The following is a 25,425-nucleotide window of genomic DNA, read 5'->3' on the forward strand; positions in this document are numbered from 1 at the left end:
CTTTCAGGCAAAAAGCCCATATCGTATGGGCTTTTTCCATCGCGTTAGCCTGCGCATGTTGCAAGACGCAATCCAAGGTTTTATGGGCATCACTCAGACATGGTGCGTCTTCAGCCAGTCACGAAGCGCGTTGTTCATGCGTGTTTGCCAACCATCGCCGCTCGCCCTGAATCGCTCGATGATATCGGCGTCATAACGCACCGTGACGGCTTCTTTCGGGTTCGCGAGCTTCGGCCGGCCGCCGCGCCGTTTCATCTGCGCGAACTGTTCGTCGCTCGGCACGAATGTGTCAGGATCGGCCGCGATGCCGCGCGCGATCTCATCTTCTTCTGCCGGCGTGTTACGGATCAATTTCGATGGCTTTTTCATAGCGCTGTATCTCTCGGTTGTTGGCTTTACGCAGACTGATAACCCGGAAGGTTTCGCCGCGCTGCGTGAACACTACGCAGTAGAGCCGGTTGTCGATCACGGCGTAGCCGATTTCGCGCAACTCGCGGTAATCCTTGCGGTCGTCAGGTGCGCACCAGACAGACGACCAATCGATTGATTCAGCCAACGCGAGGGAAACGCCGTGCTTCCCTTCGTTGGCTTGGCTCTTCGCTTGATCGTGATTCGTTTTCATTCGGTTATTGTAGTTACAAAAACATGCAGACACAAGAGGTTTTTGTAACTACGAATTATCAGCTCTTTCGACAGTGCGAGCGGTGCTTGCCGATGGCCGGGCCGTCGCGGCGGCGAGTGATTCGGCCTCTGTCGCATAGTCTTCCGGCAGCACTTTCACGTTCTTCAGGTTGTCGTCGACGACGACGACGAATCTGCGCAATCCCCGCGGCATCGCCACGATCGATACGCGGACACACCGCGATCTGTTCGTTGCATTACACGGCTATTAAGTGCAAGGTCACCCTACCCACCATACCGTTTCCAAACGGCACCAGCGATACCCGCCGCCCCCCCCAAAAAAACCTTCAAGGCCAACATGTATAAACGCATTCTGGTAGCGATAGACGGCAGTGAAACGTCCGGCCACGCATTCGATACAGCGTTGCAACTCGCACGCGACAACGACGCGCACTTGCAACCGCTCTACGTGATCGACAACCCGATCATGGCCTACGACGCATCAGGCTACGACCCTACGATTCTGCGCAACGCCTGCGTGGAGGAAAGCAAGCGGCTGATGGCAACGGCACTCGCGCGAATGCAGCAGGACAACGTGGCCGGCGAACCGCGAATCGTCGACGTGGCGCCGATCGGCGAAGACATCTCCGAGCGGATTCGCATTTGCGCGAATGAATTCAACTCGGATTTGCTGGTGCTGGGCACGCATGGGCGAAGGGGGTTCAAGCGTTTGTTTCTCGGCAGCGTGGCCGAACGCGTGGTGCGCAGTGCGAGCCTGCCGGTTTTGCTCGTGCCGAGCCGCCAAACACAAACGGCCACTGCGGATATCATCACGCCGGAGCGTGCCGACGTTGCCGCCGCGATGTACGAATTGCCCGCTCACGGCGCTCACGCCCAACTGCCAGTCAAACCGCAATGATCATCTTAAGCACATGAGTGCCTGATGGAGGTGCCGAACTTCAGCGGATTCACGAAAGAAAGACTGTAAAGCCAGTCAAAGGGTATACAGTGAAGAACCTGTCGCCCATGAGCGACATCCGCTTCAGGGCTCATCATGCAATCCCATCTCAAGCCTGCTGCGGTTCGCCGCGAATACGCCAACCCATGGCGTTACCCGGTCATATGCGAAAAAAGCTGAGCGCAGTGCTTCAATTCCCCAACCCCAGTCGCAGCTACGATGCCTCCCGGCATTGCGTGGTTTTCTGGGGGTATGACAATTCGCGCGAAATCACCTTCATGGTCGACGACGCGATGCTCCGCAATCTGCGACCTGAAGTCGGGACCGACGAGGTATCGGTGCTTGGCGCCTTCGACGAATTACGCGAAAAAGTTCTGGAAATCGCGAGAACTCAGTATGTCGGCGGTGCACAAAACCGTTACTCGATTTCGTGAGTTGCCCGACAGCGTCACGGCCCTGCACCGTCGCGCAGTGAACCTCTAATCGAATGAATCGACGTGCTGCGCACAGGATTACACCGCGCAATCGCGGCGCCTCGTGTAGCCGCGAAAACGTCAACAGCGAAGCGCCCTCGCTAACCTGTTTATTTCCCCGACCTATCTCCCCGACCGCCACGAAGCCATGCTTTCAAGCACGCCATCGCGCCGGATCAAACCGTGGAACAGCGCCGCGGCCAGATGCAACAGGAAGGTCGCAAACAACAGATACGCGAGCAGCGTATGCAACTGCCGCAGCGTCGCGTAGACGATCGCATTCTGCGGCAGGATCGGCGGCAGTTGCAGTGGCCCGAACAGCACGATCGGATAGCCGGCCGCGGACAACATGCTCCAGCCGACGATCGGCAGCAGAAACATCAGCGCGTAAAGCACGATATGCGACGCATGCGCGGCGAAACGCTGGATAGCGGGCATATCGGCCGGCAGCGGCGGCGGCCGATTGAAAAGCCGGTTCACGAGACGGATCGCAACGAGAATCAGGATCGCGATGCCGAGCGGCTTGTGGATCGCCACCAGCGTGATGTAGCGGTCCGATGCGGAAGCCGCCATACCCACGCCGATAAACAGCATCGCGAGAATCAGCACGGCCATCAGCCAGTGCAGCACGCGCGAAAGCGCCGGAAAACGTTGGCTTGGCGTGCTCATGACCGACCTCCTGCGCTGACTTCCTGCGGCGTGACCGCGCTCGGCGGTTTCTGTTTGCGCTCACCCTCGCGTAACGTGAACGAGCGCGCGTAGGCCGCCGAGCGGGCGCTCGGAATCGGGTCGTCGGAGGCTTCGATGCCGTCGGGCAGCACCATCGGGTCGTAGTTCACGTCGACACACGGGCCGTCGTCCTCGCTGGACAGTTTGTCGATCGTCACGGTGCCCGTGTCGATCTGACGGCGATCCGCGGGCCACGGTACGGTCGGGTTCGCGGTCGGGTCGCCCGCCTGCCCGACCGTAACCACCAGCCGCCATTGCACCGGATGGCTCGCCACCTGCGCGATCAACGCATCGAACAGCACGTTCTTATCCGCTGTGGCGCCGCTTGCCGTGCCCGCGCCCGCCGCGACGAATGGCTGAACCGGCACCGCCGACCAGCGCACCGGCGTCGACACGCCCTCTGAATTGACGAAGCGGAATGTGTTCAGCGCGTTGTAGGTGGCATCCGCGAAACCGGACGACACCTGGCGCTTCTTGATGAGCCCGATCGCCGCGCCGAACTCCGGATGCGCGGCCACGAACGCCTGCATTCTGGCGGGATCGGGTTTGCCGGTCGCAGGGTCCGGCAGCGACGCGATCATCTGGTCGTAGAAAGCCTGCGCGGTCATCACGGGGAACACCGGGATATTGATCATGCCGGTACGCCACTCCTGTGCGCCTGCGGGCAGAAAGCGCAGCGCGAGACTGCGCACGGTGGCGGGTTCATCGGGAATGAACGGCATGCCGCCCGCGAAAGCGATCCGGCCGATCACCGGCACCCTGCCCGGCGCGAACAACGCCGCTTTCGACAACGACGCCGCCTGCCCGTTGCTGTCGAACCAGCCCGTCGCGCAGATGCCTTTCGCGTGATTGCGTCGAAAGCCCGGATGTGGGCCGCTGCCCTTTTCGAACGCGTTCACGATGCGTGTCTGGGTCAGCCGGTCCGGCGACAGCCAGCCGCCTGCATAGGCGAAGGCAGCCGCGACGCCCAGAACCACCACCCCTATCGCACCCAGTCTTATCACCACGGCGCCCGCGCTCAGCTTGCCGCGGCGGTCGTTCGTTTCGCGCACATTGTCTGGCACTTGTCTGCTCCTTCGGTATGCACAACCATGCATGACTGTCAGCGGCAAGCTCGACCCGGTACGTCGTAACGCGTGGTGCAAGTGGACGCAGTGGGGTCCCGGCACTGCTACTGCTATGCCGGGGTATCAATGTACAGCAATAAATCAAAACGGTTCAGACAGGACATCGGACCGCCGAAAAATCTATTCCATCGACGACCCCATACCCGACTGCTGATAGTTCTGAATACCGACTTTGTCGATCAGCGCGAGTTGGGTCTCGAGCCAGTCGATATGGTCTTCGGTTTCGTCGAGGATATGCACGAGAATCTCGCGCGAAATAAAATCCCGCACGGATTCGCAATACGTGATGCCTTCCTTGCAAGTCGATTGGGAAATCCGTTCGAGCTTGAGATCGCACTCCAGAATTTCCTTCGTCTCTTCGCCGATCAGCAATTTGTGCAGATCTTGCAAATTGGGCAGACCGTCCAGCATGAAAATACGTTCGATCAATTGATCCGCGTGCTTCATCTCGCCAATCGATTCGTCATACTCGTGTTTGCCGAGCGCATCCAGACCCCAGTGCCTGTACATCCTCGCGTGCAGGAAATACTGATTGATCGCGGTCAGTTCGTTTTTCAACTGCGCATTCAGATAGTCGAGGACCTTGGCATCTCCTTGCATATTGCCTCCGTGGCGAGTTCCCGGCCGTCTCGACGCAGAGACGGCATGTCAAACAATGGTTCGATGCGATCCGCGCATGCGATCGTTAGTCGAGCATAGTTCATCGATCCGGCGATGCAGGGAATAGGAACCATTATTGACGCCGCCTGCAATTCAAGGGGTTTGCCATCGAGCCGAACCGGGCCGGGCCGAGCCGCCCTCCTGCCCCGGACTCGACGCCACCGCCGCCGACGGCTATCGTACGGTCTGGCACGCTTTTACGGGCACTGACATGGCGACGTTCCGCGGTATCGCTACAGCCTTCCTGGTCACACTGCTGTCGGCCTGCGCGAGCTTGCCGCCGCAGACCGGCCGCAGCACCACTCACGCGCTGACCGGCACGGACGACACGCCCCTCGGCACCGCCTTCGTGCCGCAGGAGCGCCAGCATCCTGACAACAGCGCGTTCCATCTGCTGCCTAACGGCGTCGATGCGTTGCTCGCGCGCATCGTGCTGGCCGATGCAGCCGAACGCTCGCTCGATCTGCAGTACTACATCTGGCACGACGACCTGACCGGCCGCCATCTCGCCGCCGCGGTGCTAAAGGCCGCCGATCGCGGCGTCCGGGTGCGGGTGCTGCTCGACGATCTCGGCACCGGCGCGGACGACCAGGTGCTGCTCGCGATCAATTCGCATCCGAACATCGAAATACGGCTCTTCAATCCGATCGCGAACCGCACGTTCAAGAAACTCGGCAGCGCGCTGGAATTTAGCCGGATCAACCGCCGCATGCACAACAAGGCGTTGATCGCGGACAACCAGGCGGCGATTCTCGGTGGCCGCAACATCGGCGACGAATACTTCGGCGCCTCCAGCGAGGTCGATTTCGGCGATCTCGACGTACTGACCTTCGGGCCTGTGGTCCACAAAGTCTCGACTGCGTTCGACGAGTTCTGGAATTCGGATGCCGCCTATCCGATTGCGAATCTCACCGGCCGCAACGCGGACCCGGACGCGCTGCCGGCCTATCGCGCGAAGCTCGCGGCTTTCATCGCCGGCGAGCAGGATTCGCCGTACGTCACGCAGGCGAAGTCGCGCCTCGCCGACACGCTGCACGCACGCGACACCGATTTCTCGTGGGGCAAAGCCACGCTTCTCTACGACGATCCCGCGAAGATCACGCGCTCGCCGGACGATCCGCAGGGGCATCTGCTGTCGCAGTTCAGCGCGTTGCGTATCGAGCCCGCACACGAAGTGCTGGTTATCTCGCCGTACTTCGTGCCGGGAAAGAAAGGCGTGCAATGGATGCGCGCGCAAGTACAGCGCGGCGTGCGTGTGACCGTGTTGACGAACTCGCTCGCCGCGACCGACGTCGCCGCAGTGCATGCGGGTTATCAGCGCTATCGCCAGGATCTGCTCGACGCGGGCGTGCATCTGTACGAGTTGAAGCCCGCGTCCGACGAAGACACGAGTCTGAAGAAGAAGTCGCTGCTGGGGTCGTCGAAAGCGTCGCTGCATGCGAAGACTTACGTGTTCGACCGAAGCAGCGTGTTCATCGGCTCGATGAATCTCGATCCGCGCTCGATCACGCTCAATACGGAAATCGGCGTGTATTGCGAAAGCGCACCGCTCGCGGCACAGGTCGCGGACGGACTGGAGCCGCAACTGGATCAGATCGCGTGGCGGCTCGAAAACCGCACCGATGCGAACGGCAAGACCCGGATCGTCTGGATCGATACCGCGCCGGACGGCACGACCCGCGAACTCGACGAGCCCGGCGTGTCGAGCATGAAGCGCATCGGCATCTGGTTTCTCGGCCTGTTGCCGATCGAATCGCAGCTCTAGCTAGGACGACGCAACGTCGGCCACGTCGGCGTTAGTGCGTTGCCACACGCTGTGCGCGTAGATCGACTCGTCGAAATCGGCCGCGATGTCGGCATGAATGCGCGCTTCGTGCGCCGCCAGGTCGTCGAGAAACAGTTCGCGGCTGATGCGCTGCACCACGGCCGGAATATCGCGCTTCATGCTCGGCACGTCGCCGACCGGCAAACCGAAGCTGACGAACGCGCCCGGATTGTAGACGTTGATATGCTTCAGATACGGCGCGTCGCCCTCCACTTTCTCCAGATATTCGAGCGCCGCGCCGAGGTATGGATGGGAGCCGAGCGCGTCGTCGTTCTCGCCTGCCGCGGGCACATATTGATCGCGCCACAAGCGGATATGTCCGGCGATGTGTGCCAGTTCGGGCCGCAGCGCCGGATCGATCGCATAGCCCGTCCCCGCGATCACGAAATCGAATTCGAACGCGTCGCCCGCGATGTTCGTGGCGACGCGCTCGCCTCGAACATCGGCCTCGGTCCATGCCGCGCCGAGATGCAGATGGAAGTTCGGAAAGCGTGTGACGCGCTCGACCGCATCCGCGGGCGGCGTCGAGCCGGCGCCGCGAAAGCGCCGCGCCTGCGACCAGCGGAGCGCGTCGGGCAACTGGAAATAGTTGTCGTACGCGCCGGGATAAGCGCGGGTGCGAGTCACCGGCACCGATGCAATGCGCTCGCGCCGCACGAATAGATGCACCTGGGCCGCGCCTGCTTCGAGCGCCGTGCCCGCGGCATCGAAGGCGGATGCGGCGCCGCCGATCACCGCGACGGATTTGCCGCGCAGCGCCGCGAAGTCGATCGCGTCCGACGTGTGAGCGAGCAGCGTCGGCGGCAGGCTCTTCAGCACTGTCGGAATGTTCGGTCCGCCGTTGCCGGCCACGCCGTTGCCGAGCACGATCTTGCGCGCGGTCTCCACCACCGTGCGCACCGTGCCGCCGTCGCGCACTTCGAGATGCAGACGGAAGTGCGCGTCGCCCCGCTCGCCCACCGGTTCGATCAGCGTGAGACGCGTACCGTAGCGAATCGGAATGTCGAGGAAATGCCGGTACCACGCGAGATATTCCGCCCAGCGCGTGCGCGGAATCCGGTCGATCTCCGCGTAGGATTCGGCGCCGAAGCGCGCTTCGTACCACGCCTGAAAACCCAGTCCCGGCAAACCGACCTCCGGTCCCACCAGCGATTTCGGCGTGCGCAGCTTGTTCATCCGCGCGCGGTTCAGCCACACACCTGCGTGCGCTTCGTCGCTGGCCGCGTCGATCACGCTGACCTGGCCGATGCCGGCGCGCCGCAACGCGAACGCGAACGCCGCGCCCGTCTGCCCTCCTCCGACCACCACCACGTTATGGTCGATGCCGTCACGCGGCGGAACCCAGTTCTCGGGTGCGGGGCCGATCAGCCGTAACGTGTCGAGCGCAAGCTGATCGGTGTGAGTGGTTTGTGTCATGGTGTCGGTTCGGCCAGAAAGTTGAACGGCAAGCGAATACGAGTCAGCAGTGCAACGCAACGCAACGCAACGCGGCGTGCGCACTTCAGGTCTCGGCGTAATCCTCGGCGTCGATGTCGTAGCCCGAAGGTTCCCAGCGGATTGCCAGCAGCACGAGCAACGAAGTCAGCGGCGCAACCGCGATCAGCCAGAACACCTTGGTGCCCAACGCGGCGGCGAGCACCGGGAACAGAAACAGCGAGATCGTCGACGCGCAACGCACCAGCGTCTGGTTGAAGCCGACACCGATGCCCCGCAGCGAAGTCGGATAACTCAGCGACGCGTACGTCATCGAATGCGAACCGGGACCGAAGCCCTGCCCGAACAGATAGCCGCCGAGCAGCAGGATCGCGACCACCACGAGCGCGCCGCTGCCCGGTTTGCCGATCAACGCGAGTCCGATCAGCGACGCAAATTGCAGCGAATGACCGAGCACGGTCATCTTCCACGCGCCGACAGTCGGCGCGGTCCGCACGCCGATCAAGCCGCCGACGAACGCAAACGCCAGATTCAACGAGAGTGCGGCGATGATCGTCGTGAGCGGCCCTTGGTGGAAAAAGCCGGCGATGATCACCGGCAAGCCGAAGATAATCGCGTTGTAGCCGAATGAAGAAGCACAGCCGATCACGGTAGCGAGAATCGTGCGGCGCCGGTAAGTCGAATTGAACAGCACACCGAAGTTGCGCCACGACGCAGCGCGCGGCGCCTTGACCGGTGTTTTGCTTTGCTCGACCACTGCGTCGACGCCATACGAGCGCTTCAGAATACGCGCGGCCCCTTCGAGATCGCCCTGATTCGCCGCCCAAACAGGCGATTCGCTGATATAGCGGCTGCGCACCAGAATGATCACGATGGCCGGCACCGCGCCGAACGCGAGCGTCAGACGCCATAACCAGCCAAGCTGATGCTCCGGCAGAATCGCGTACAGGCCGAGAATCAGCAGATAGCAGGTGCTGGTGGCCGCATACCATGCGGGGCACCACGCGGCGACGCTCGCCGCCTTGTTGCCCTTGCCCGCCACCCGCGAGAATTCGGCGAGAAACGCCATCGCCACCGGCAGATCGAGCCCCACGCCGAAGCCCATCAGAAAACGCGCACCGCCGAGCACCCACGCATTCGGCGCGAGGCCCGCGGCGATCGCCGCGACGACGAAGAACAGCATGTCGGCCATGAACACGCGGTAGCGGCCGATCCGGTCAGTCAGATAACCGCCGAACAACGCGCCGAGAATCGCGCCGACCGTAATGGCCGACGACACGAAGCCGACCTCCACCGGCGACAGCGAAAACTGCCGTGCAATGTCTTTGATCCCGTAGGCAAGCGAGGTCAGATCGTAAGCATCGAGAAAGACACCGCCAAGTGCGATCGCAATCACGATGCGGGCATTACTGCCTTTGGCCGCGCCTGCGTTGACGATGCGCGCGACGTCTTGCGCGCTGCGGATGACGGCGGGTCGCGCCGCGCTGTCGGCAGGCGCGCCGGAGTCGGCGAGAGTGGATGGAAAAGCAACCGTGGACATGATTTCGCGTTCGGATGAATGGCTCAAGCGTTGCATGGTAGCGACGCGATTCGTGCCGGCAAAACGACGAATTGAGCTATGCAAATCGGGAAACGCGCACTGCTCAGAAAATCAGGTTCGAACTACTGGAGATTTTCTTATCAGCATTCATTGGTTGGATTCGGACTCTCACGAATCTAACGTGTAGAGCCAGTTCTTTCGCCCCTTGAAAAAAGCCGCACTCCATTCCCCACCTTCGACCGGTATTGCCGCATGCGCTATTTCCGTCTGTTGAAATCTTTTGTTGCGGTGGCGACGTTGTCGCTCGCCGCGGTTCACGCCTATGCCGACAAGCCCGCCGTCATCCGGATCGGTGTCGCGCAGCAAGGCACGGGCGATCCGCCTACGTTCGGCGGCTCGCCCGCGGCGACCGTGCAATTGCAGCAGTCGCTCGAAAAAGAATTCGCCGCGGACGGCATCAAGGTCGAATGGCTGTTCTTCAAGGGCGCCGGCCCCGCGGTGAATGAAGCGATTGCCGACAAGTCGCTCGACTTCGCGTTCCAGGGCGATCTGCCCGCCGTGCTGGCGCGCGCGAACGGGCTGAAGACTCATCTGCTGCTCGCCTCGGGTGTGCGCAGCGGCATCAAGGTTGCGGTGCCAACGGACTCCGACGTGCGTTCGCTCAAGGACCTGAAGGGACGCCGCGTGTCGATCTTTCGCGGCACCAATCTGCAACTGGTCGCCGACAATGCGCTCGCCGCAAACCAGCTCGACGAACGCGACCTGCGCGTGATCAATCTCGATACCGCGAGTTCGCTTGCTGCGCTCGCGTCGAAAGGCATCGACGCATCGGTGAACGACTACCACCTGTACAAGCTGCGCGATCAGGGTCTCGCGAAAGTCATCTACGAATCGCAGAACGACGGGCCGCAATTCACGCGTCAAGCGCATCTGCTGGTGCTCGACGATTTCGACCACGCGCATCCGGATATCGTGCAGCGCGTCGTCAACGTATTCGTGCAGGGCGCGCAATGGTCGTCCGACGAAGCGAACCGCGACGCGCTCTTCAAGCTGTGGGCAAAGAGCGGCGTGCCTTATTCGTCGTGGCAGGCGGAGTTCGCGAACCAGACGCTGAAGGAGCGCAACTCGCCGTTGATCGACCCGTTCGTCGTCGCCCGCTATAAGGCGGTTGCCGCGGACGCGTTGAAACTCAAGCTGATCCGTCAGCCCGTGCAGGTCGACGGCTGGTTCGAGACGAAGTATCTCGACAACGCGTTGCGCACGCAGAAACTCGACCACTACTGGACGCGTTACGACGCCGCCGGCAAACCGCTCAGCTAACCAGGAGCGATCACGATGAGCGAAACCGCACTCCCGGTCGACAGCGAACGGCTCGGCTCCGTCAGCGCGGCGCCGCGTGCGCCGCTTCATCGCAATGCCAGGCTGCGCGCGCTCGCGTGGCGGCTCGCGCCGTGGGTGCTGCCCGCGGTGCTGCTCGCGTTGTGGACGACCGGCTGCGAGCGCGGCTGGATCGCGCCGCAGATTCTGCCGCCGCCGGAGCGCGTGTTCGACACGTTCGTCGAACTGGCGAAGAGCGGCGATCTCACGCGCAATACGCTGATCAGTCTGCAACGGGTGCTGCTCGGTTTCGGCGCGGGCACGTTGCTGGGTTTCGTACTCGGCGCGGCGCTCGGCTTGTCGCGCACGCTCGAAGCGTATGTGCTGCCGAGCTTCAATGCGCTCGTGCAGATTCCGGTGCTCGGCTGGCTGCCGTTTCTGTTGCTGCTCGTCGGCGTCGGCGAGCCGCTCAAATACATTCTGATCGCGCATGCGGCGCTCGTGCCGGTGACGTTGAGCACATTGCAAGGCTTCCGCCAGACGCCCGTTGCGCTCGCCGAAGTGGCCCGTGTATTCGAATACAACCGCTGGCAGCGCATCTTCTATCTGGTGCTGCCAGCGGCCGTGCCGACGCTCGCCACCGGTGTGCGGCTCGCATTCACCAAGGCGTGGCTCGCGCTGGTGGTCGTCGAACTGGTGGCCTCGTCCGAAGGGCTCGGCTATCTGATCGTCTACGGGCGGCAACTGTTTCAGCTCGATCTGGTGATGGCATCGGTGGTCGTGGTCGGCGCAATCGGGTATGCGATGAACCGCTTGCTCGACGCGCTCGAAGCGCGCTTGCGGCGCGGTCTGCCGTCGGCTTTTCGCGAGTGACGTGTTGGGGTCGGGCGCCGCTCGCGTGCGGCCTATAAGGAATCCAAGATGAGTCTCGCTCTTTTCAAGCGCTCCGCCGGATCGAAGCAAGCGGCCGATGGATGCAGCGATTGCAGCGCGGTGCCCGCTTCTTTTCAGCGCGCGGCGCGGCCGCGCCGGCTGTTGCGCTCGCGGATCGACTTGCGTGGCGCGGTGCTGCCGGTCGTCGCTATCGCGATCTGGTGGGCCGTGTCCGAAGCGCATCTGATCAAAAGCGGGCTGCTAGTGAGCCCCGCACAGGTGCTTGCCACCGCGTGGCAGCAGATCGTCAGCGGCGCGCTCGTCAAAGCGCTTTCCGCGTCGCTCGCGCGTGAAGCGAGCGGCTTCGTGATCGGCACGCTGGGCGGCCTGCTGCTCGGCAGCGTGCTGGGCTTTTCACGTGTCGCCACGCGCATGATCGGTCCGAGCTTCGACACGTTCAAGCAGATCTCGCTGTTCGCATGGATCCCGTTGATCTCCGTCTGGTTCGGTCTCGGCGACGCCGCGAAAGTCGTGTTCCTGTCGCTCGCCGCGTTACTGCCGGTCGCAGCGCACACCTGCGACGGCATTCATGCGGTGCCGCGCGCGTACATCGAAGTGGCGCGCGCGTTCCGCTATTCGCGCTGGCAGTTGATCCGCGCGGTGATTCTGCCGGCCGCGCTACCGTCGATCTTCACCGGCATCTATCTGGCGCTGATCTATTCGTGGCTCGCGACGCTCGGCGCCGAGTATCTGCTGGTGGCGGGCAGCGGGATCGGCAATACGCTGATCGACGGCAGCGAACAGTTCCGCATGGACCTGGTGCTGTTCGGCGTGATCGTCGTGGGCGTGACCGGCTGGGCGTTGAACGCGCTGGCACGCGCGGTGGAACGCGCGGTCTTCGCACGCCGCTCACCAGCGCCCGCCCGCTGAACCCGCCAACGAACCATTGAACGAGATCCGCTTATGAGCGCTTCCACGCTTTCCGAAAGCATCGACATTCTTCACGTCAGCAAGCGCTATGCGCAGCAAAACGGCGCGCCGCTCGCGGTGCTCGACGACATCAGCCTGCGCGTGCGTCCCGGCGAGTTCGTCAGCGTGCTCGGTTCGAGCGGCTGCGGCAAGTCCACGCTATTGCGGCTGATCGCGGGACTGGATACCGATTACACCGGCGACATCGTCGTCGCGGGCGAGAAGGTTCGCGACACGTCGCTCGAACGCGGCATCGTGTTTCAGGACCACCGGTTGTTTCCGTGGCTCACCGCGTCGCAGAACATTCTCGCCGCGCTGCGCAACGCGCCGCTCCCGGCGCGCGAAAAGCGCGACGCGGTCGCGCAGCATATTGCGCTCGTCGGTCTGAACGGCTTTGAAAATTCGTACCCTCATCAACTGTCGGGCGGGATGGCGCAGCGCGTCGCGATCGCGCGCGGCCTCGTGAACCGGCCGCGCGTGCTGTTGCTCGACGAGCCGTTCGGCGCGCTCGACGCGTTGACGCGCGGTCGTCTGCAAAACGAATTGCAGCGGATCTGGGAACACGAACGCATCACGATGATTCTCGTCACGCACGACGTCGACGAAGCGCTTTATCTCGGCGACCGCGTCGTCACGATGGCGCCGCGGCCGGGCCGCATCAAGCGCATCGTCGACGTCGCGCTGCCGCGTCCGCGCGAGCGCAACGATCCGCGCTTCGTCCGCCTGCGCGACGAGGTGCTGGCCGATTTTGCGGAGCACGACAGCAGCCCACATGAATCACGCGACGACGACACCCCGCAAGGCGGCACGCGCATTCCGGTTGCCAGCCCGCCGATCACCGAATGGCGGCTCGCCTGGTGACGCGTCCCTCACCCTATACACCAACAAACGACGGAGCAGACAATGAGCGGTGAAAACCGGCAGAAGCGCCAGATCAGACTCGGCGCGTTCCTGATGGAGACAGGCCATCATGTGGCCGCGTGGCGGCATCCCGATGCACACGCGGGCGGCGGCCTCGACTTCGCGCACTATGCTGAGCTCGCGCAGATCGCCGAGCGCGCGAAATTCGACGCAGTGTTCTTCGCCGACAGCGTCAGCGTGCGCGACACCAACCTGCCGGCGCTGTCGCGCACCGCGCGTGCCGACCATTTCGAGCCGATCACGCTGCTGTCCGCGCTCTCGGTGGTGACGAAAAACATCGGCCTGATCGCGACGGTCTCCACCACGTTCAACGAGCCGTACAACCTCGCGCGCAAATTCGCGTCGCTCGATCATCTGAGCGGCGGACGTTCGGGCTGGAATCTGGTCACCTCGAGTACGGAATCCGAGGCGCTCAATTTCAATTTCGAACAGCACCCCGAACACGCGGTCCGTTATGAACGCGCGCGCGAGTTCTACGACGTGGTGGCGGGCCTGTGGGATAGCTGGGAAGACGACGCTTTCATTCGCGACAAAGCGAGCGGCCTCTACTTCGATCCGGACAAGCTGCACGTGCTCGGCCATGCCGGCAAGCACTTCAAGGTGCGCGGGCCGCTGAACGTCGCGCGCTCGCCGCAAGGGTGGCCGGTGGTCGTGCAGGCCGGCGCATCCGAAGCGGGGCGTGAGCTGGCCGCGCAAACCGCCGAGGTGATTTTCGTCGCGCACCAGACGCTCGACGAAGCCAAGGCGTTTTATCGCGACATCAAAGGCCGCCTCGCGAAATACGGCCGCGCGCCGGAGCATCTGAAGATCATGCCGGGCATTTTTCCGATCATCGGCCGCACGCAGGAAGAAGCCGACGCGAAGTTCGCCGCGCTGCAGGACCTGATTCATCCGACCGTCGGTTTGTCGCTGCTGTCGAACATGTCGGGCGGCGTGGATCTGTCGCAATACCCGGTTGACGGTCCGCTGCCTGAACTGCCGGAGACCAACGGCGGCAAGAGCCGGCAACGCCTGCTGTTCGATCTCGCGCGGCGCGAAAACCTGACGATCCGCGATCTGTATCTGCGCATCGCCGGTGCGCGCGGCCACCAGCAGGTGGTCGGCACGCCGCAGAGCATCGCGGACCAGTTGCAGCAGTGGTTCGAGGAAGAGGGCGCCGACGGCTTCAACATCATGTCGCCGTGGCTGCCGGGCGGTCTCACCGAGTTCGCCGAACTGGTCGTGCCGGAATTGCAACGGCGCGGGTTGTTCCGCACCGAATACGAAGGCAGCACGCTGCGCGACAACCTCGGTCTGCCGCGACCGCAAAACCGTTACGCCGCCGGCGCGAAACAGGTGTCCGCTGCGGCGGCGGGTTAGCTCACCAGAACGCGAACCAACGCACGAAACACCGCGCGAACCAACACCTTCTCTTTGCCAGGAGCTTCGCATGAGCGCAGCCGCATTGCAGCCAGTACAGTCGATTCAGATCAAGCCGCTTTCCGCGCATATCGGCGCGGAAATTCATGGCGTGGATCTCACGCAGAAGCTTGACACACGCCAGGTCGCCGAGATTCGCGCGGCACTTCTCAAGTGGCGCGTCGTGTTCTTTCGCGAGCAGTTTCTGACGCATGAACAGCACGTCGCGTTCTCCGCGCAGTTCGGCGAACTCACGTTGGGCCACCCGGTGTTCGGTCATGTCGACGGCCATCCCGAGATCTATTCGATCTCGAAGTATCGCAAGGCGACGCGCTTCGAAGGTCAGACGCTGCAGCGGCCGTGGACCGGCTGGCATACCGACGTGACGGCCGCCGTCAATCCGCCGTGGGCGTCGATCCTGCGCGGCGTGACGATTCCGCCGTACGGCGGCGATACACAGTGGACCGACCTCGTGACTGCCTATCGGAAGCTCTCCGAGCCGCTGCGCGCTTTCGTCGACGGGCTGCGCGGTCTGCATCGCTTCACGCCGCCGGCCGGCGCGAGCGGCACCGACGCGTTCACGAAAGCCGTCGAGCAACGCATTCTGGTTAGCGAGCATCCGCTCGTCAGAGTGCACCCGGAAACGGGCGAGCGCGCGCTTTACGTGAGTCCGAGCTTCCTGAAATCGATTGTCGGCGTGACGCCGCGCGAGAGCCAGGTGCTGCTCGAACTGCTGTGGGAACACGTGACGCGCCCGGAATTCATCGTGCGCTTCAAGTGGGAAGCCGGCAGTCTCGCGTTCTGGGACAACCGCGCGACGGCCCACCTTGCGCCGACGGATATTTTCGATCTGGAGTTCGACCGGCAGTTGTATCGCACCACACTGGTGGGCGATGTGCCGGTCGGACCGGATGGCCGCGCGTCCACGGCAATCGAAGGCTCGCCGGTGAGCGCCGCCGCGGCGGTCGCGTTGAACTGACGATTTGACGCGCATCCGGTCAGCGCCGGCATGCTTCGCCGGCGCGTCGGCAATCAGATCTTGCCGCCGAGATCGAGCAACGGCGTGAGCGTTCCGACGCTTCGTTTTCACCATCAATTAATAAGCAGAATTAGTTGTTTGGCATTCCAAACAGCACGTGATTTACTGCTTGCACTTCAAGTTCGCCTGCAACGCCTGCGCAATGCCTGCCCGAACCCGAGCAGACTCGCGAACGCACACTCTTTTGCTGCCTTGCTGCACGGATTCTCACTGTGACCCACACCGCTCTCGCTGCGCCCTCGCCCGCGTCGACGCCATCCGCTGCGAACACGCGCGACGCCTCGCCGTTCGTGCCGGTTCGTTCGCCCGCTTCGTTCGCAGACAGCCCCGTGTCGCGCGCATTGGAACAGCCGCTGCTGCTCGGCCTGTTTCTGCCGATCCAGGCAGGCGGCTGGAGCGCGTCGACACTGCCGCGCAGCACCGACTGGTCGTTCGACTACAACCTCGCGCTGGTGCAAAAGGCGGAGGCGTTCGGCTTCGATCTGGTGTTCGCATTGTCGCAATGGCTGCCGAAAGGCGGGTACGGCGGCGTGTTCAACGGCGAGGCGCTCGACTCGTTCATGTCGCTCGCCGCGATGACCGCGCGTACCGAACGCATCATTCTGGTGGCGACCAGTCATGTGTTGTACGGGCCGTGGCATCCGCTGCATTTCGCCAAATTTACCGCGACGCTCGATCATATTTCGAAGGGTCGCTGGGGCATCAACGTCGTCACCGGTCATCGCGCGATCGAGCATGAAATGTTCGGCTGGCACCGGATCGAACACGACCGGCGCTACGAGCTTGCCGCCGAGTTTCTCGATGCGGTTCAGCAATTGTGGGCGCAGCCGGACAACTTCAGCTTCGCGCCCGAGCTGTCGTCGTGGAAACTGGACAAGGCATTCGTCACCCCGAAGCCGCGCTACGGCCGGCCACTGCTCGTGAACGCAACCGGCTCGGATGCCGGCATCGAGTTTGCGTCGCGCTACTCGGACATCGTGTTCATCACGAGCCCCGCGGGCTCGGAGATCGAAGGCGCGCTGGCCGCCCTGCCGGCCCACACCGCGCGCGTGAAGGCCGCCGCGGCGAAGCACGGCCGCAAGATCCGCACGCTGATCAACCCGATGGTGATTTGCCGCGAGACGGCGGCCGAAGCCGAAGCCTATCGCGACGCGATCGTCGCGCACGGCGACGAAGGCAGCTTCCACCGTTTCGACAGCGACGCTCATGCATGGCGCGGCAACGCCGAGCAGCGCAGTCAGGCCGCTTCCCGCGCGGTCGGCGGCAACATTTCGATCGTCGGCTCGCCGCAGCAGATCGCCGATTACATCGTGCGCTTGCATCAGGCCGGTGTCGACGGCGTGCAGTTGAGCTTTTTCGATTTTCAGCCGGACCTCGACTTCTTCGGCGAACGCGTATTGCCGCTGCTGCGTGAAGCGGGTTTACGTTACTGACCGGTCGAACCGATCGCCGAACCCGTCGCCGCAGATCGAATCGCACATACCCATAACAAAGGTGATCGCATGAGCCGAATCTGGTACACCCGCTGCCCCGCTCCCACACCGTTCGGCATCACCGTGCAGCAAGGTTGGCTGCAAGAAGAATTCGCCGCCGACGGCATCGACGTCAAAGCGCTGCAAGACGCCGACGACGTACAGATTCGCCGCTCGCATTTCACTCATACGCAACCGTGGTCGTTCCGCCAGGGCGGCAATATTCCGGCGCTGTGGGCACGCTCGCAAGGCAGCGACACGCGTTTGATCGGCCTTAGCTGGGTGGACGAGTTTCAGGCGCTGATCACACTCGACCGGCAACTCGACGCGAGTCCCGAAGCGCTGACCGGACGCCGCTTCGGTTTCCCGCTGAACACGCGCGCGAGCGTGGTCGATTTTCATCGCGCGACCGCGCTGCGCGGCTTCTCGTCGTTGCTCGGCGTATTGGGCGTGCAGCTCGAAGACATCGATCTGGTCGATCTGCCGCACACGCCGCGCGGTCTCGAAGACGCCAAACCGTCCGCCGACGCACCGCTCGCCGAATGGCTCGACGCACAACGCTCGCACGAATTTGCCCGCGAGGCCGAGGCGTTATTGCATGGCGAGGCGGACGTGGTGTTCGTCAAAGGGGCGACGGGCCTCGACATCGCGAACCTGCTCAACGCGACAATCCTTGTCGATATCAGCGCGCAACCCAACCGTGCGCTGCATGCGAACAACGGCACGCCGCGCCCGCTGACCGTGGACGCGCGACTGCTGCGCGAGCGTCCCGATCTGGTCGAACGGGTGCTCGCACGCACGCTCGACACCGGCGCATGGGCCGAAGCTCACGCGAGCGACGTGACGCACTACGTGGCCCGCGAAACGCGCAGCGCCGAACATTGGGTCGAGCGCGCGTATCCGGGCGGACTGCATCGGCAACTGACGATCGGGCTCGATCCGCACGCGCTCGCCGCGCTCGCGGACTTCAAGCACTTTCTGTTCAAGTGGGGCTTCATTCCGTCGGACTTCGATTTCGACGCGTGGGTCGACCCCGCGCCGCTCGCCGCCGCGCTCGCGCGACGACATGAAGCAACGCCTTCCACGGTCTGAAACCACGCTTCTTTCTCTTATCTTTTTCACACAACCCTACGATGGCTCATGTCACATCGCAGGCGGCAGCGCGCCGCCGCGGCAAGCGCTTCTTCAGCGGCGCGTTCGGTCTGGCGCTCACCTTTTTCATCGCTTTGTCGGCTCAGACGCTGCACGCGCAAACGCGCGGCGGCACGCTGAATTTCGTCGTCACGCCTGAGCCGACCGCGCTGGTCGCGCTGGCCACCACCGCGACCAACGTGCTGAAGGTGAGCCCGAAAGTGGTGGAAGGCCTGCTCGACTACGACTTCAAATTCCAGCCGAAACCGTCGCTCGCCACCTCGTGGGAAGTCAGCGACGACAGCCGCAAATACGTTTTCCATCTGCGCCACGGCGTGAAATGGCACGACGGCAAACCGTTCACATCCGCCGACGTCGCCTATTCGATCCAGACGTTGAGGCAGGTGCATCCGCGCGCGAAGACCACCTTCGCGAACGTCACCGACGTCGCGACGCCCGATCCATACACGGTCGTCATTACGCTGTCGAAACCCGCGCCGTATCTGATCAAGGCGTTCTCGTCGTCGGAAACGCCGATCGTGCCGAAGCACATTTACGACGGCACCGACGTGCTGACCAACACCGCCAACAACGCGCCGATCGGCACCGGTCCGTTCCGCTTCGTCAAATGGGTGCGCGGCAGCTACATCGAATACGCGCGTAACGACGACTACTGGGACAAAGGCAAGCCGTACCTCGACCGGATCGTCGTCAAGGTGATCACCGATCCGGCCGCCCGCACGGTCGCGTTCGAAGACGGCTCCGTGGACCTGAGCGGCGACACGCCGGTGCCGCTGTCGGACCTCGATCGTCTGAAGGGCAACCCGAAGCTCGGCCTCGAGTCGCGCGGCTACGAGTTTCAGGCCGGCGTCGCACGTATCGAGTTCAACCTCGACAACCCGGTGTTGAAGAACCCGAAAGTGCGGCAGGCGATCGCGTCGGCACTCGATCGGGAAGTGGTGCGCAAGGTGATCTACTACGGCTACGCGACGCCGCTCGCGAGCCCGATCATTCCGTCGAACCCGTACTACGACCCGATTCCCACGCCCTATCCGTTCGACGTGGAGCATGCGAACGCGCTACTCGACGAAGCCGGCTATCCGCGTAAGGCCGACGGCACCCGCTTCGCGCTCACCGTCGATCCGCTGCCGATCGGCGATCTGCCCACACGCACCGCTGCGTACGTCAAATCGGCGCTGGCGCGTGTCGGCATCGCGGTCACCGTGCGCAGCCAGGATCTGCCTGCGTATTTGAAGCGCATCTACACCGACCGCGACTTCGATTTTTCGATCAACGGAATGAGCAATCTGTTCGATCCGGTGGTCGGCGTCGCGCGGCTTTACACGACCCAAAACTTCCGCCGCGGCGTGCCGTTCACCAATGGCTCGCATTACAGCAACCCCGAGATCGATCAACTGTTCGCGCAGGTTGCCGAGGAAACCGATGAAGCGAAGCGCAAGCAGTTGTTCTCGCAGATTCAGCGCATTCTCGAACGCGATCTGCCGGACATCAATCTGGTGTCGCCGCAATATCTGACCGTCTATTCGCGCGCGGTGCACAACCACACGATCTCGCCGGACGGCGTGTCGGCCAGTTTCGCCGACGTCTGGTTGCAACGCTAAGCCTCTTTCGCATCACACACTCACGGAAACCGACTCACATGGAATACAGACAACTCGGCAAGAGCGGCATCAAGGTGTCGACGCTGACGCTCGGCACGATGATGTTCGGCGGCCCCACCGACGAAGCGAGCGCCGCGCGCATCATCGATCAGGCGCTCGAACAGGGCGTCAACTCGATCGACACCGCGGACGTGTATGCGAAAGGCGAATCGGAACGCGTGGTGGGCCGCGCGATCGCCGCGCAGCGCGAACGCTGGGTGCTGGCGACCAAGTTCGCGAACCCGCTGCAGGACGGCGACGTCAACGCGCGAGGCGCATCGCGCAAACATATCGTGCGGGCCGTCGACGCAAGCCTGAAGCGGCTCAATACCGATTACATCGATCTGTTGTATATCCACCGCGAAGACCACGAGACGCCGGTCGAAGAAACGGTGCGTGCGCTCAACGATCTGATCCGGGCCGGCAAGCTGCGCTACTACGGCCTGTCGAATCACCGCGCGTGGCGGATCGCCGAGTTCAGCCATACCGCGCAGGCGCTCGGACTCGACGCGCCGGTCGCGAGCCAGCCGCTCTACAACATCGCGAACCGCCAGGCCGAAGCCGAACAGTTGACCGCCGCACACCGCTACGGGCTCGGCGTGATCTCTTATAGTCCGCTCGCGCGTGGCGTGCTGACCGGCAAGTACGAACCGGGCGCGACGCCCGGCGCCGATACGCGCGCAGGCCGCAGCGACCGCCGTCTGCAACAGACCGAATGGCGTCCCGAGTCGATCGAACTCGCGCGCCGCGTGCAGGAGCATGCGCAGGCGCGCGGGCTCTCCGCCGGGCAATTCGCGCTCGCGTGGGTGCTCAATAGCCGCTATATCAGCTCGACTATCGCGGGTCCGCGTACCGAAGCGCAATGGCAGGACTATCTGCCCGCACTGCGCTACCGGTTGACCGCCGAAGACGAAGCGTTCGTCGATTCGCTCGTGACGAGCGGCCATCCGTCGACACCCGGCTTCAACGATCCGGGGCATCCGTTCTTCGGGCGCATTGCACGGCATGGCGCGTCGCAAGACTCGCACGTACTCGCTCAACAAGGGTGACCATGGCTTACGACCGTCGCCAATTCCTGCAAACCTCGCTGGCGTTTCTGTCTGCCGGTGCGACCGCCACATGGCCGGCGCTCGCGAACGCCGCCACTGCTGCCCCAGCGGCCACGGCCTCCACGCCAGTCCAGGGCGGCACGCTCACCTATGCGGTGCAGCAGGAACCGCCTTCACTGGTGTCCCTGCTCGACACCAACACGGTGATCCGCAACATCAGCGCGAAAATCACCGAGGGTCTGCTGCGTTACGACACGCAGTTCAAACCTCAACCGTTGCTCGCGGTCGCATGGAACATCAGCGCCGACGGCCTGCAATACACGTTCAAGCTGCGCCCCAACGTGAAATGGCACGACGGCGAGAGCTTCACATCGGCCGACGTCCGCTATTCGATCCTCACGCAAAAGAAGCTCGGCCCGCGCGGCCGCATCACGCTCGCCAATGTCGAACGCGTCGATACCCCCGACCCGCTCACCGCGGTCGTCGTGCTCGGCAAGCCCACGCCGTATCTGATCAAGGCGTTGTCGTCGGCGGAATTGCCGATCGTGCCGCAGCACCGCTACGGCGACGGCGATCCGCTCACGAGCCCGAATCTCACCGCACCGATCGGCACCGGCCCGTTCATCTTCGACAAATGGGTGCGCGGCAGCTATGTGGCGCTGCGCAAGAACCCGAACTACTGGCGGCCGGGCGCACCGCATCTCGACCGCGTGATCTACCGGATCGTGCCGGATCAGGCGTCGATTTCGGCCGCGCTGGAAACCGGCGAAGTAGATGCCGCGACGAATGTCGGCCTCGCGGACCTCGGCCGCCTCGCGAAGCTGCCGCAACTGAAAATCGACGACAGCTACGACGCGTATCTGAACAACGCGGCCTTCCTCGAATTCAATCTGGACAATCCGGTCCTCGCGAAACCCGAAGTGCGCAAGGCGATCGCGCAGGCGGTGGATCGCAACTTCATCAAGGACAACGTCTTCTACAAGCGTTCGAGCCTCGTCGACTCGCCGGTGCCGGCCGTGCTGTCGAGCTACTACGACGACAGCACGTTCCACTATCCGTTCGACGTGAGCGCCGCGAACCGCCTGCTCGACGAAGCGGGCTATCCGAAACAGGCCGACGGCCAGCGCTTCGCGGTGAAGATCAACTACATCAGCGGCGCGGACTTCCGGCGCGCGGCCGACTATCTGCGCGCGGCGCTATCGCGCGTCGGCATCAAGGCGACGATTCTCGACGGCGATCTGCCGACCTATTTGCGCCGTGCGTATACGGCTCGCGAGTTCGATCTGAACCTGAACGGCCTCGGTCGTCTGTACGACCCGACGGTCGGCGTGCAACGGATCTACTGGTCGGACGGCGTCAAGCATCCGCTCATCTGGATCAACGCATCGCACTACCAGAATCCGCAAGTCGACGAGCTGTTCCGCTCGGCCGCGATCGAAACCGACGAGAGCCGCCGCGCGGCCGCGTTCCGGCAGATCCAGCAGATCGTCGGCCGCGATCTGCCGGTGCTGCCGCTCGTCACGGTGCCGTCCGCGTTGCAGGTCTATCACACGCGGGTGCATAACCTGAACAACAGCATCGATCTCACCGCCGGCGATTTCTCCGACACGTGGATCGAACCGAAAACCTGATCCGTTTATCCCTTTCCACGAACCCTTCGAACCCTTCGAACCCTTCGAGCTTTTCGAACCATGACCGCACCTCAACTGGATGACTCCGCGTCCACCGCGCCGGACGTGTTGACCGCGCTGACTTTCGCGAGCGCAAAAGAGCAGGCGCAGGCGCTCGCCGACGGCCGCGTGTCGGCCGTCGACCTGCTGGAACACAGCCTCGCGCGGATTGCGCGTTTCGACGGCGAGCTGAATGCGCTCGTCGCGCACGATCTGGAGGCAGCGCGTGCTTCCGCCCGCGAAGCCGACGCGGCCCTGGCGCGCGGCGAGCGGCGTCCGTTGCTCGGCGTGCCGGTCACGGTGAAGGAATCGTTCGATGTGGCGGGTCTCGTCACCAGCGTGGGCAACCCGGCGTTCGCGGCCAATCGCGCCGAACACGATTCGTTTGCGGTGGCGGCATTGCGCGAGGCGGGCGCGGTGATCGTCGGTAAAACCAATGTGCCGCTCGCGCTGACCGATCTGCAAAGCTACAACGCGGTCTACGGCGTGACGAGCAATCCGTGGGATCTCGAACGTACGCCTGGTGGTTCGTCGGGCGGCTCTTCGGCAGCGCTTGCGGCGGGTTACGTCGCGCTGGAACTCGGCTCCGATATCGGCGGCTCGATTCGCATTCCCGCGCATTTCACCGGCGTTTATGGGCACAAGCCGAGTTACGGGCTCGTATCGCTGCGCGGCGCCGGGGTGCCGCCGGGACGCTTTTCCGCACGCGATCTGAGCGTGGCCGGCCCGCTCGCGCGGAGTGCGGGCGATCTCGAACTCGCGCTGGACCTGCTCGTCAATCGCGATCCGTTGACCGCCAAAGCATGGCGTGTGAGCTTGCCGCCCGCACGCCACGCGAAGCTCTCAGACTTTCGCGTGCTCGTGATCGATACATGGCCCGGCACCGAACGCAGTGTGTCGGAGCGGCTCGTGATCGAGCGCGTGGTCGAGCGTCTGCGCACGCAAGGCGCGCAGGTGAGCCGCCCCGCCGATCTGCGCGACGGACTGCTGCCCGATCTGGCGCGCGCGCATCCGCTGTACCGGTCGCTGCTCGGCTCGTCGCTGGCCGAGCCGCCTGCGCAAAGCGAAGCGGCCCGCGAGCGTCTGGCCGCGCTCGCGCCCGACGACGACAGCGCGGATGCGGCGTGGCTGCGTGCGCCGACGCTCGCGCACCGCGACTGGCTCAAGGCCGACGAGCGGCGCTATGCGCTGCGTCATCAGTGGGAACGGTTCTTCGAATCGTTCGACGTGGTCGTCACGCCGGTCGCGCCGGTGCCCGCGTTCCGTCACAACCACTCGGAGCCGAAAGACGCGCGCACCTATCCGGTCGCGTTCGACAACGGCGTGCGTGAAGTGCGCTTCCTCGATTTCTTCTATTGGGCCGGTCTGCCGGTGCTGCCGGGCTTGCCGGCCACCAGCTTCCCGCTCGGCCTCGACGACGACGGCCTGCCGGTCAGCGCGCAAGCGGTCGGCCCGTGGCTCGAAGACCGCACGCCGATCGCGTTCGCGCGTCTGCTGGAAGAGGCTTATGGCGGCTTTCTCGTGCCGCCGGGTTATGAAGCGGGCGCGGGCCGATAGGCGCTTTCTTGTCACCTACTTTTATCGTCATGTCCCGAACCATTACTACTCCATCGCGCCTTAGACGGCGTTTGACAGGCGCCCTGCTGCTCGCGACCACGCTCGCCGCTATCGCAGCCCATGCCGCCCATGCCGCCCATGCCGCCCATGCCGCCGATAGCGGAGGCATCCGGCAGGAATTGCGTGTCGGCTTCGTGCCTGGACCCTACGCGGACGAATTCAAGGCAGGCGTCGAGCCGCAACTGCGCAAGAAAGGCTATGCGATCAAATACGTCGAATTCAGCACCGGGCTCGAAGCAAACCAGGCTGTTTATCGCGGCGAGATCGTCGCCGACGTGATGCAGCACGAGGTCTATCTGAAGTCGTATAACGAACGCAACGGCACCGATCTGGTCGCCGTGGTGCAGGTGCCGACGCCGCCGATGGGGCTGTATTCGAACAAACATCACGCGCTCGCGGACGTCAAACCCGGTGCGCGTGTCGCGGTGCCGAACGATCCGGTCAATCTGGAACGCGCGCTGAAGATTCTGCAGCGCATCGGCTGGATCAGGATCAGGCCGAACCCGAATCCCGTCGACGTCACCGAGCGCGACGTGATCGCCAATCCGGCCGGCATCAAGATCGTGCCGCTCGAATCGGCGCAGGCGCCGCGCGCGCTCGACGATGTCGATTACGCGGCAATTCAGGGCAATTTCGCGATTTTCAGCGGCCATAAGCTGACCGATGCGCTCGCGCTCGAAGACATGACGCCGCCGTATATCAACCAGGTCGTCGTGAAAGCCGGCAACCGCAACACGCGGGCGACGCAGGATATCGTGCAGGCGTATCAGTCGGTGGAGTTTCAGCGCGCGATTCGCGGCAATCGCTTTTATGACGGGTTCAGGCTGCCCGCGTATTTCGGCAATGAGTGAGTCGGCTTAACGCTTAACGCCTGAAGCTTGAAGTCTTGAAGCGGGCCCAGGGCGCAAACCCGCAGAGGCGCGGGCCAAACCCGCCGTGGC

The 25,425-nt window shown here is 63.5% G+C and carries 23 protein-coding genes; 16 read left to right on the forward strand and 7 right to left on the reverse strand.

The features are described from left to right. Window positions 1–93 precede the first annotated feature (93 nt). Both PQQ51_RS31700 and PQQ51_RS31705 read right to left on the reverse strand, forming a co-directional pair. Window positions 94–369, reverse strand: coding sequence for a BrnA antitoxin family protein (locus PQQ51_RS31700; RefSeq protein WP_408501148.1), 276 nt, complete (start codon window positions 367–369; stop codon window positions 94–96). Then, window positions 341–622, reverse strand: coding sequence for a BrnT family toxin (locus PQQ51_RS31705; protein WP_408501149.1), 282 nt, complete (start codon window positions 620–622; stop codon window positions 341–343). Before PQQ51_RS31705 ends, PQQ51_RS31700 begins: the two co-directional genes overlap by 29 nt. 357 nt (window positions 623–979) lie before the next feature. Between PQQ51_RS31705 and PQQ51_RS31710 the strand changes: the two genes are divergently transcribed. Together PQQ51_RS31710 and PQQ51_RS31715 are read left to right on the forward strand one after the other, a co-directional pair. Continuing rightward, the gene (locus PQQ51_RS31710) at window positions 980–1,540 is read left to right on the forward strand and encodes a universal stress protein (protein WP_408501150.1); all 561 of its coding nucleotides are present in this window, start codon (window positions 980–982) and stop codon (window positions 1,538–1,540) included. A 203-nt stretch (window positions 1,541–1,743) separates the two neighbouring features. After that, complete coding sequence (locus tag PQQ51_RS31715; protein ID WP_408501168.1) at window positions 1,744–2,013, forward strand: DUF1488 family protein; 270 nt, start codon at window positions 1,744–1,746, stop codon at window positions 2,011–2,013. Window positions 2,014–2,175: 162 nt separating this feature from the next. Here the strand turns inward: PQQ51_RS31715 and PQQ51_RS31720 are convergent, their stop codons facing one another. The 3 genes from PQQ51_RS31720 to bfr form a co-directional block, all read right to left on the reverse strand. Next, the gene (locus PQQ51_RS31720) at window positions 2,176–2,721 is read right to left on the reverse strand and encodes a cytochrome b (RefSeq protein ID WP_408501151.1); all 546 of its coding nucleotides are present in this window, start codon (window positions 2,719–2,721) and stop codon (window positions 2,176–2,178) included. Further along, on the reverse strand, window positions 2,718–3,803 hold the full coding sequence (locus tag PQQ51_RS31725) for a catalase family peroxidase (protein WP_408501169.1): 1,086 nt from the start codon (window positions 3,801–3,803) through the stop codon (window positions 2,718–2,720). Before PQQ51_RS31725 ends, PQQ51_RS31720 begins: the two co-directional genes overlap by 4 nt. A gap of 225 nt (window positions 3,804–4,028) precedes the next feature. Further along, on the reverse strand, window positions 4,029–4,508 hold the full coding sequence (gene bfr / locus PQQ51_RS31730) for a bacterioferritin (RefSeq protein WP_408501152.1): 480 nt from the start codon (window positions 4,506–4,508) through the stop codon (window positions 4,029–4,031). A gap of 271 nt (window positions 4,509–4,779) precedes the next feature. On the opposite strand from bfr, the gene PQQ51_RS31735 reads away from it, so the two are divergent. Then, the gene (locus PQQ51_RS31735) at window positions 4,780–6,333 is read left to right on the forward strand and encodes a phospholipase D family protein (RefSeq protein ID WP_408501153.1); all 1,554 of its coding nucleotides are present in this window, start codon (window positions 4,780–4,782) and stop codon (window positions 6,331–6,333) included. On the opposite strand, the gene PQQ51_RS31740 is transcribed toward PQQ51_RS31735, so the two are convergent. Together PQQ51_RS31740 and PQQ51_RS31745 are read right to left on the reverse strand one after the other, a co-directional pair. After that, a complete protein-coding gene (locus PQQ51_RS31740; RefSeq protein WP_408501154.1) occupies window positions 6,334–7,809 on the reverse strand; it encodes a SidA/IucD/PvdA family monooxygenase in 1,476 nt (491 codons plus the stop codon). It lies immediately after the preceding gene. Between the two features lie 85 nt (window positions 7,810–7,894). Next, on the reverse strand, window positions 7,895–9,367 hold the full coding sequence (locus PQQ51_RS31745; RefSeq protein WP_408501155.1) for an MFS transporter: 1,473 nt from the start codon (window positions 9,365–9,367) through the stop codon (window positions 7,895–7,897). A gap of 252 nt (window positions 9,368–9,619) precedes the next feature. On the opposite strand from PQQ51_RS31745, the gene PQQ51_RS31750 reads away from it, so the two are divergent. From PQQ51_RS31750 to PQQ51_RS31810, 13 genes are all read left to right on the forward strand, one after another. Next, window positions 9,620–10,687, forward strand: coding sequence for an ABC transporter substrate-binding protein (locus PQQ51_RS31750; RefSeq protein ID WP_408501156.1), 1,068 nt, complete (start codon window positions 9,620–9,622; stop codon window positions 10,685–10,687). Between the two features lie 15 nt (window positions 10,688–10,702). Beyond that, window positions 10,703–11,557, forward strand: coding sequence for an ABC transporter permease (locus PQQ51_RS31755; protein WP_408501157.1), 855 nt, complete (start codon window positions 10,703–10,705; stop codon window positions 11,555–11,557). Window positions 11,558–11,605: 48 nt separating this feature from the next. Further along, a complete protein-coding gene (locus tag PQQ51_RS31760; RefSeq protein WP_408501158.1) occupies window positions 11,606–12,487 on the forward strand; it encodes an ABC transporter permease in 882 nt (293 codons plus the stop codon). A 33-nt stretch (window positions 12,488–12,520) separates the two neighbouring features. Continuing rightward, complete coding sequence (locus tag PQQ51_RS31765) at window positions 12,521–13,387, forward strand: ABC transporter ATP-binding protein (RefSeq protein WP_408501159.1); 867 nt, start codon at window positions 12,521–12,523, stop codon at window positions 13,385–13,387. 42 nt (window positions 13,388–13,429) lie between these two features. Then, window positions 13,430–14,806, forward strand: a complete 1,377-nt coding sequence (locus tag PQQ51_RS31770; RefSeq protein ID WP_408501160.1) for an LLM class flavin-dependent oxidoreductase — start codon at window positions 13,430–13,432, stop codon at window positions 14,804–14,806. A gap of 70 nt (window positions 14,807–14,876) precedes the next feature. Then, window positions 14,877–15,824 carry a TauD/TfdA dioxygenase family protein gene (locus PQQ51_RS31775; protein ID WP_408501161.1) on the forward strand — a complete coding sequence of 316 codons (948 nt, stop codon included), beginning with the start codon at window positions 14,877–14,879 and terminating at the stop codon, window positions 15,822–15,824. A gap of 272 nt (window positions 15,825–16,096) precedes the next feature. Next, window positions 16,097–17,317, forward strand: coding sequence for an LLM class flavin-dependent oxidoreductase (locus PQQ51_RS31780; protein ID WP_408501162.1), 1,221 nt, complete (start codon window positions 16,097–16,099; stop codon window positions 17,315–17,317). Between the two features lie 69 nt (window positions 17,318–17,386). Further along, window positions 17,387–18,448, forward strand: coding sequence for an ABC transporter substrate-binding protein (locus PQQ51_RS31785; protein ID WP_408501163.1), 1,062 nt, complete (start codon window positions 17,387–17,389; stop codon window positions 18,446–18,448). A 41-nt stretch (window positions 18,449–18,489) separates the two neighbouring features. After that, window positions 18,490–20,109 (forward strand): ABC transporter substrate-binding protein, encoded by a 1,620-nt coding sequence (locus PQQ51_RS31790; protein ID WP_408501164.1) that lies wholly within the window; start codon window positions 18,490–18,492, stop codon window positions 20,107–20,109. A 38-nt stretch (window positions 20,110–20,147) separates the two neighbouring features. Continuing rightward, on the forward strand, window positions 20,148–21,197 hold the full coding sequence (locus tag PQQ51_RS31795; protein ID WP_408501165.1) for an aldo/keto reductase: 1,050 nt from the start codon (window positions 20,148–20,150) through the stop codon (window positions 21,195–21,197). Between the two features lie 2 nt (window positions 21,198–21,199). Beyond that, a complete protein-coding gene (locus tag PQQ51_RS31800; protein ID WP_408501166.1) occupies window positions 21,200–22,828 on the forward strand; it encodes an ABC transporter substrate-binding protein in 1,629 nt (542 codons plus the stop codon). A gap of 60 nt (window positions 22,829–22,888) precedes the next feature. After that, window positions 22,889–24,424: an amidase gene (locus PQQ51_RS31805; RefSeq protein ID WP_408501167.1), complete on the forward strand. Its 1,536-nt coding sequence runs from the start codon at window positions 22,889–22,891 to the stop codon at window positions 24,422–24,424. A 29-nt stretch (window positions 24,425–24,453) separates the two neighbouring features. Continuing rightward, entirely contained in the window at window positions 24,454–25,335 is an 882-nt protein-coding gene (locus PQQ51_RS31810) for a MetQ/NlpA family ABC transporter substrate-binding protein (protein ID WP_408501170.1), read from the forward strand. Window positions 25,336–25,425 lie beyond the last annotated feature (90 nt).

This window comes from Paraburkholderia xenovorans, assembly GCF_046030735.1.
GTDB lineage: Bacteria > Pseudomonadota > Gammaproteobacteria > Burkholderiales > Burkholderiaceae > Paraburkholderia > Paraburkholderia xenovorans_A.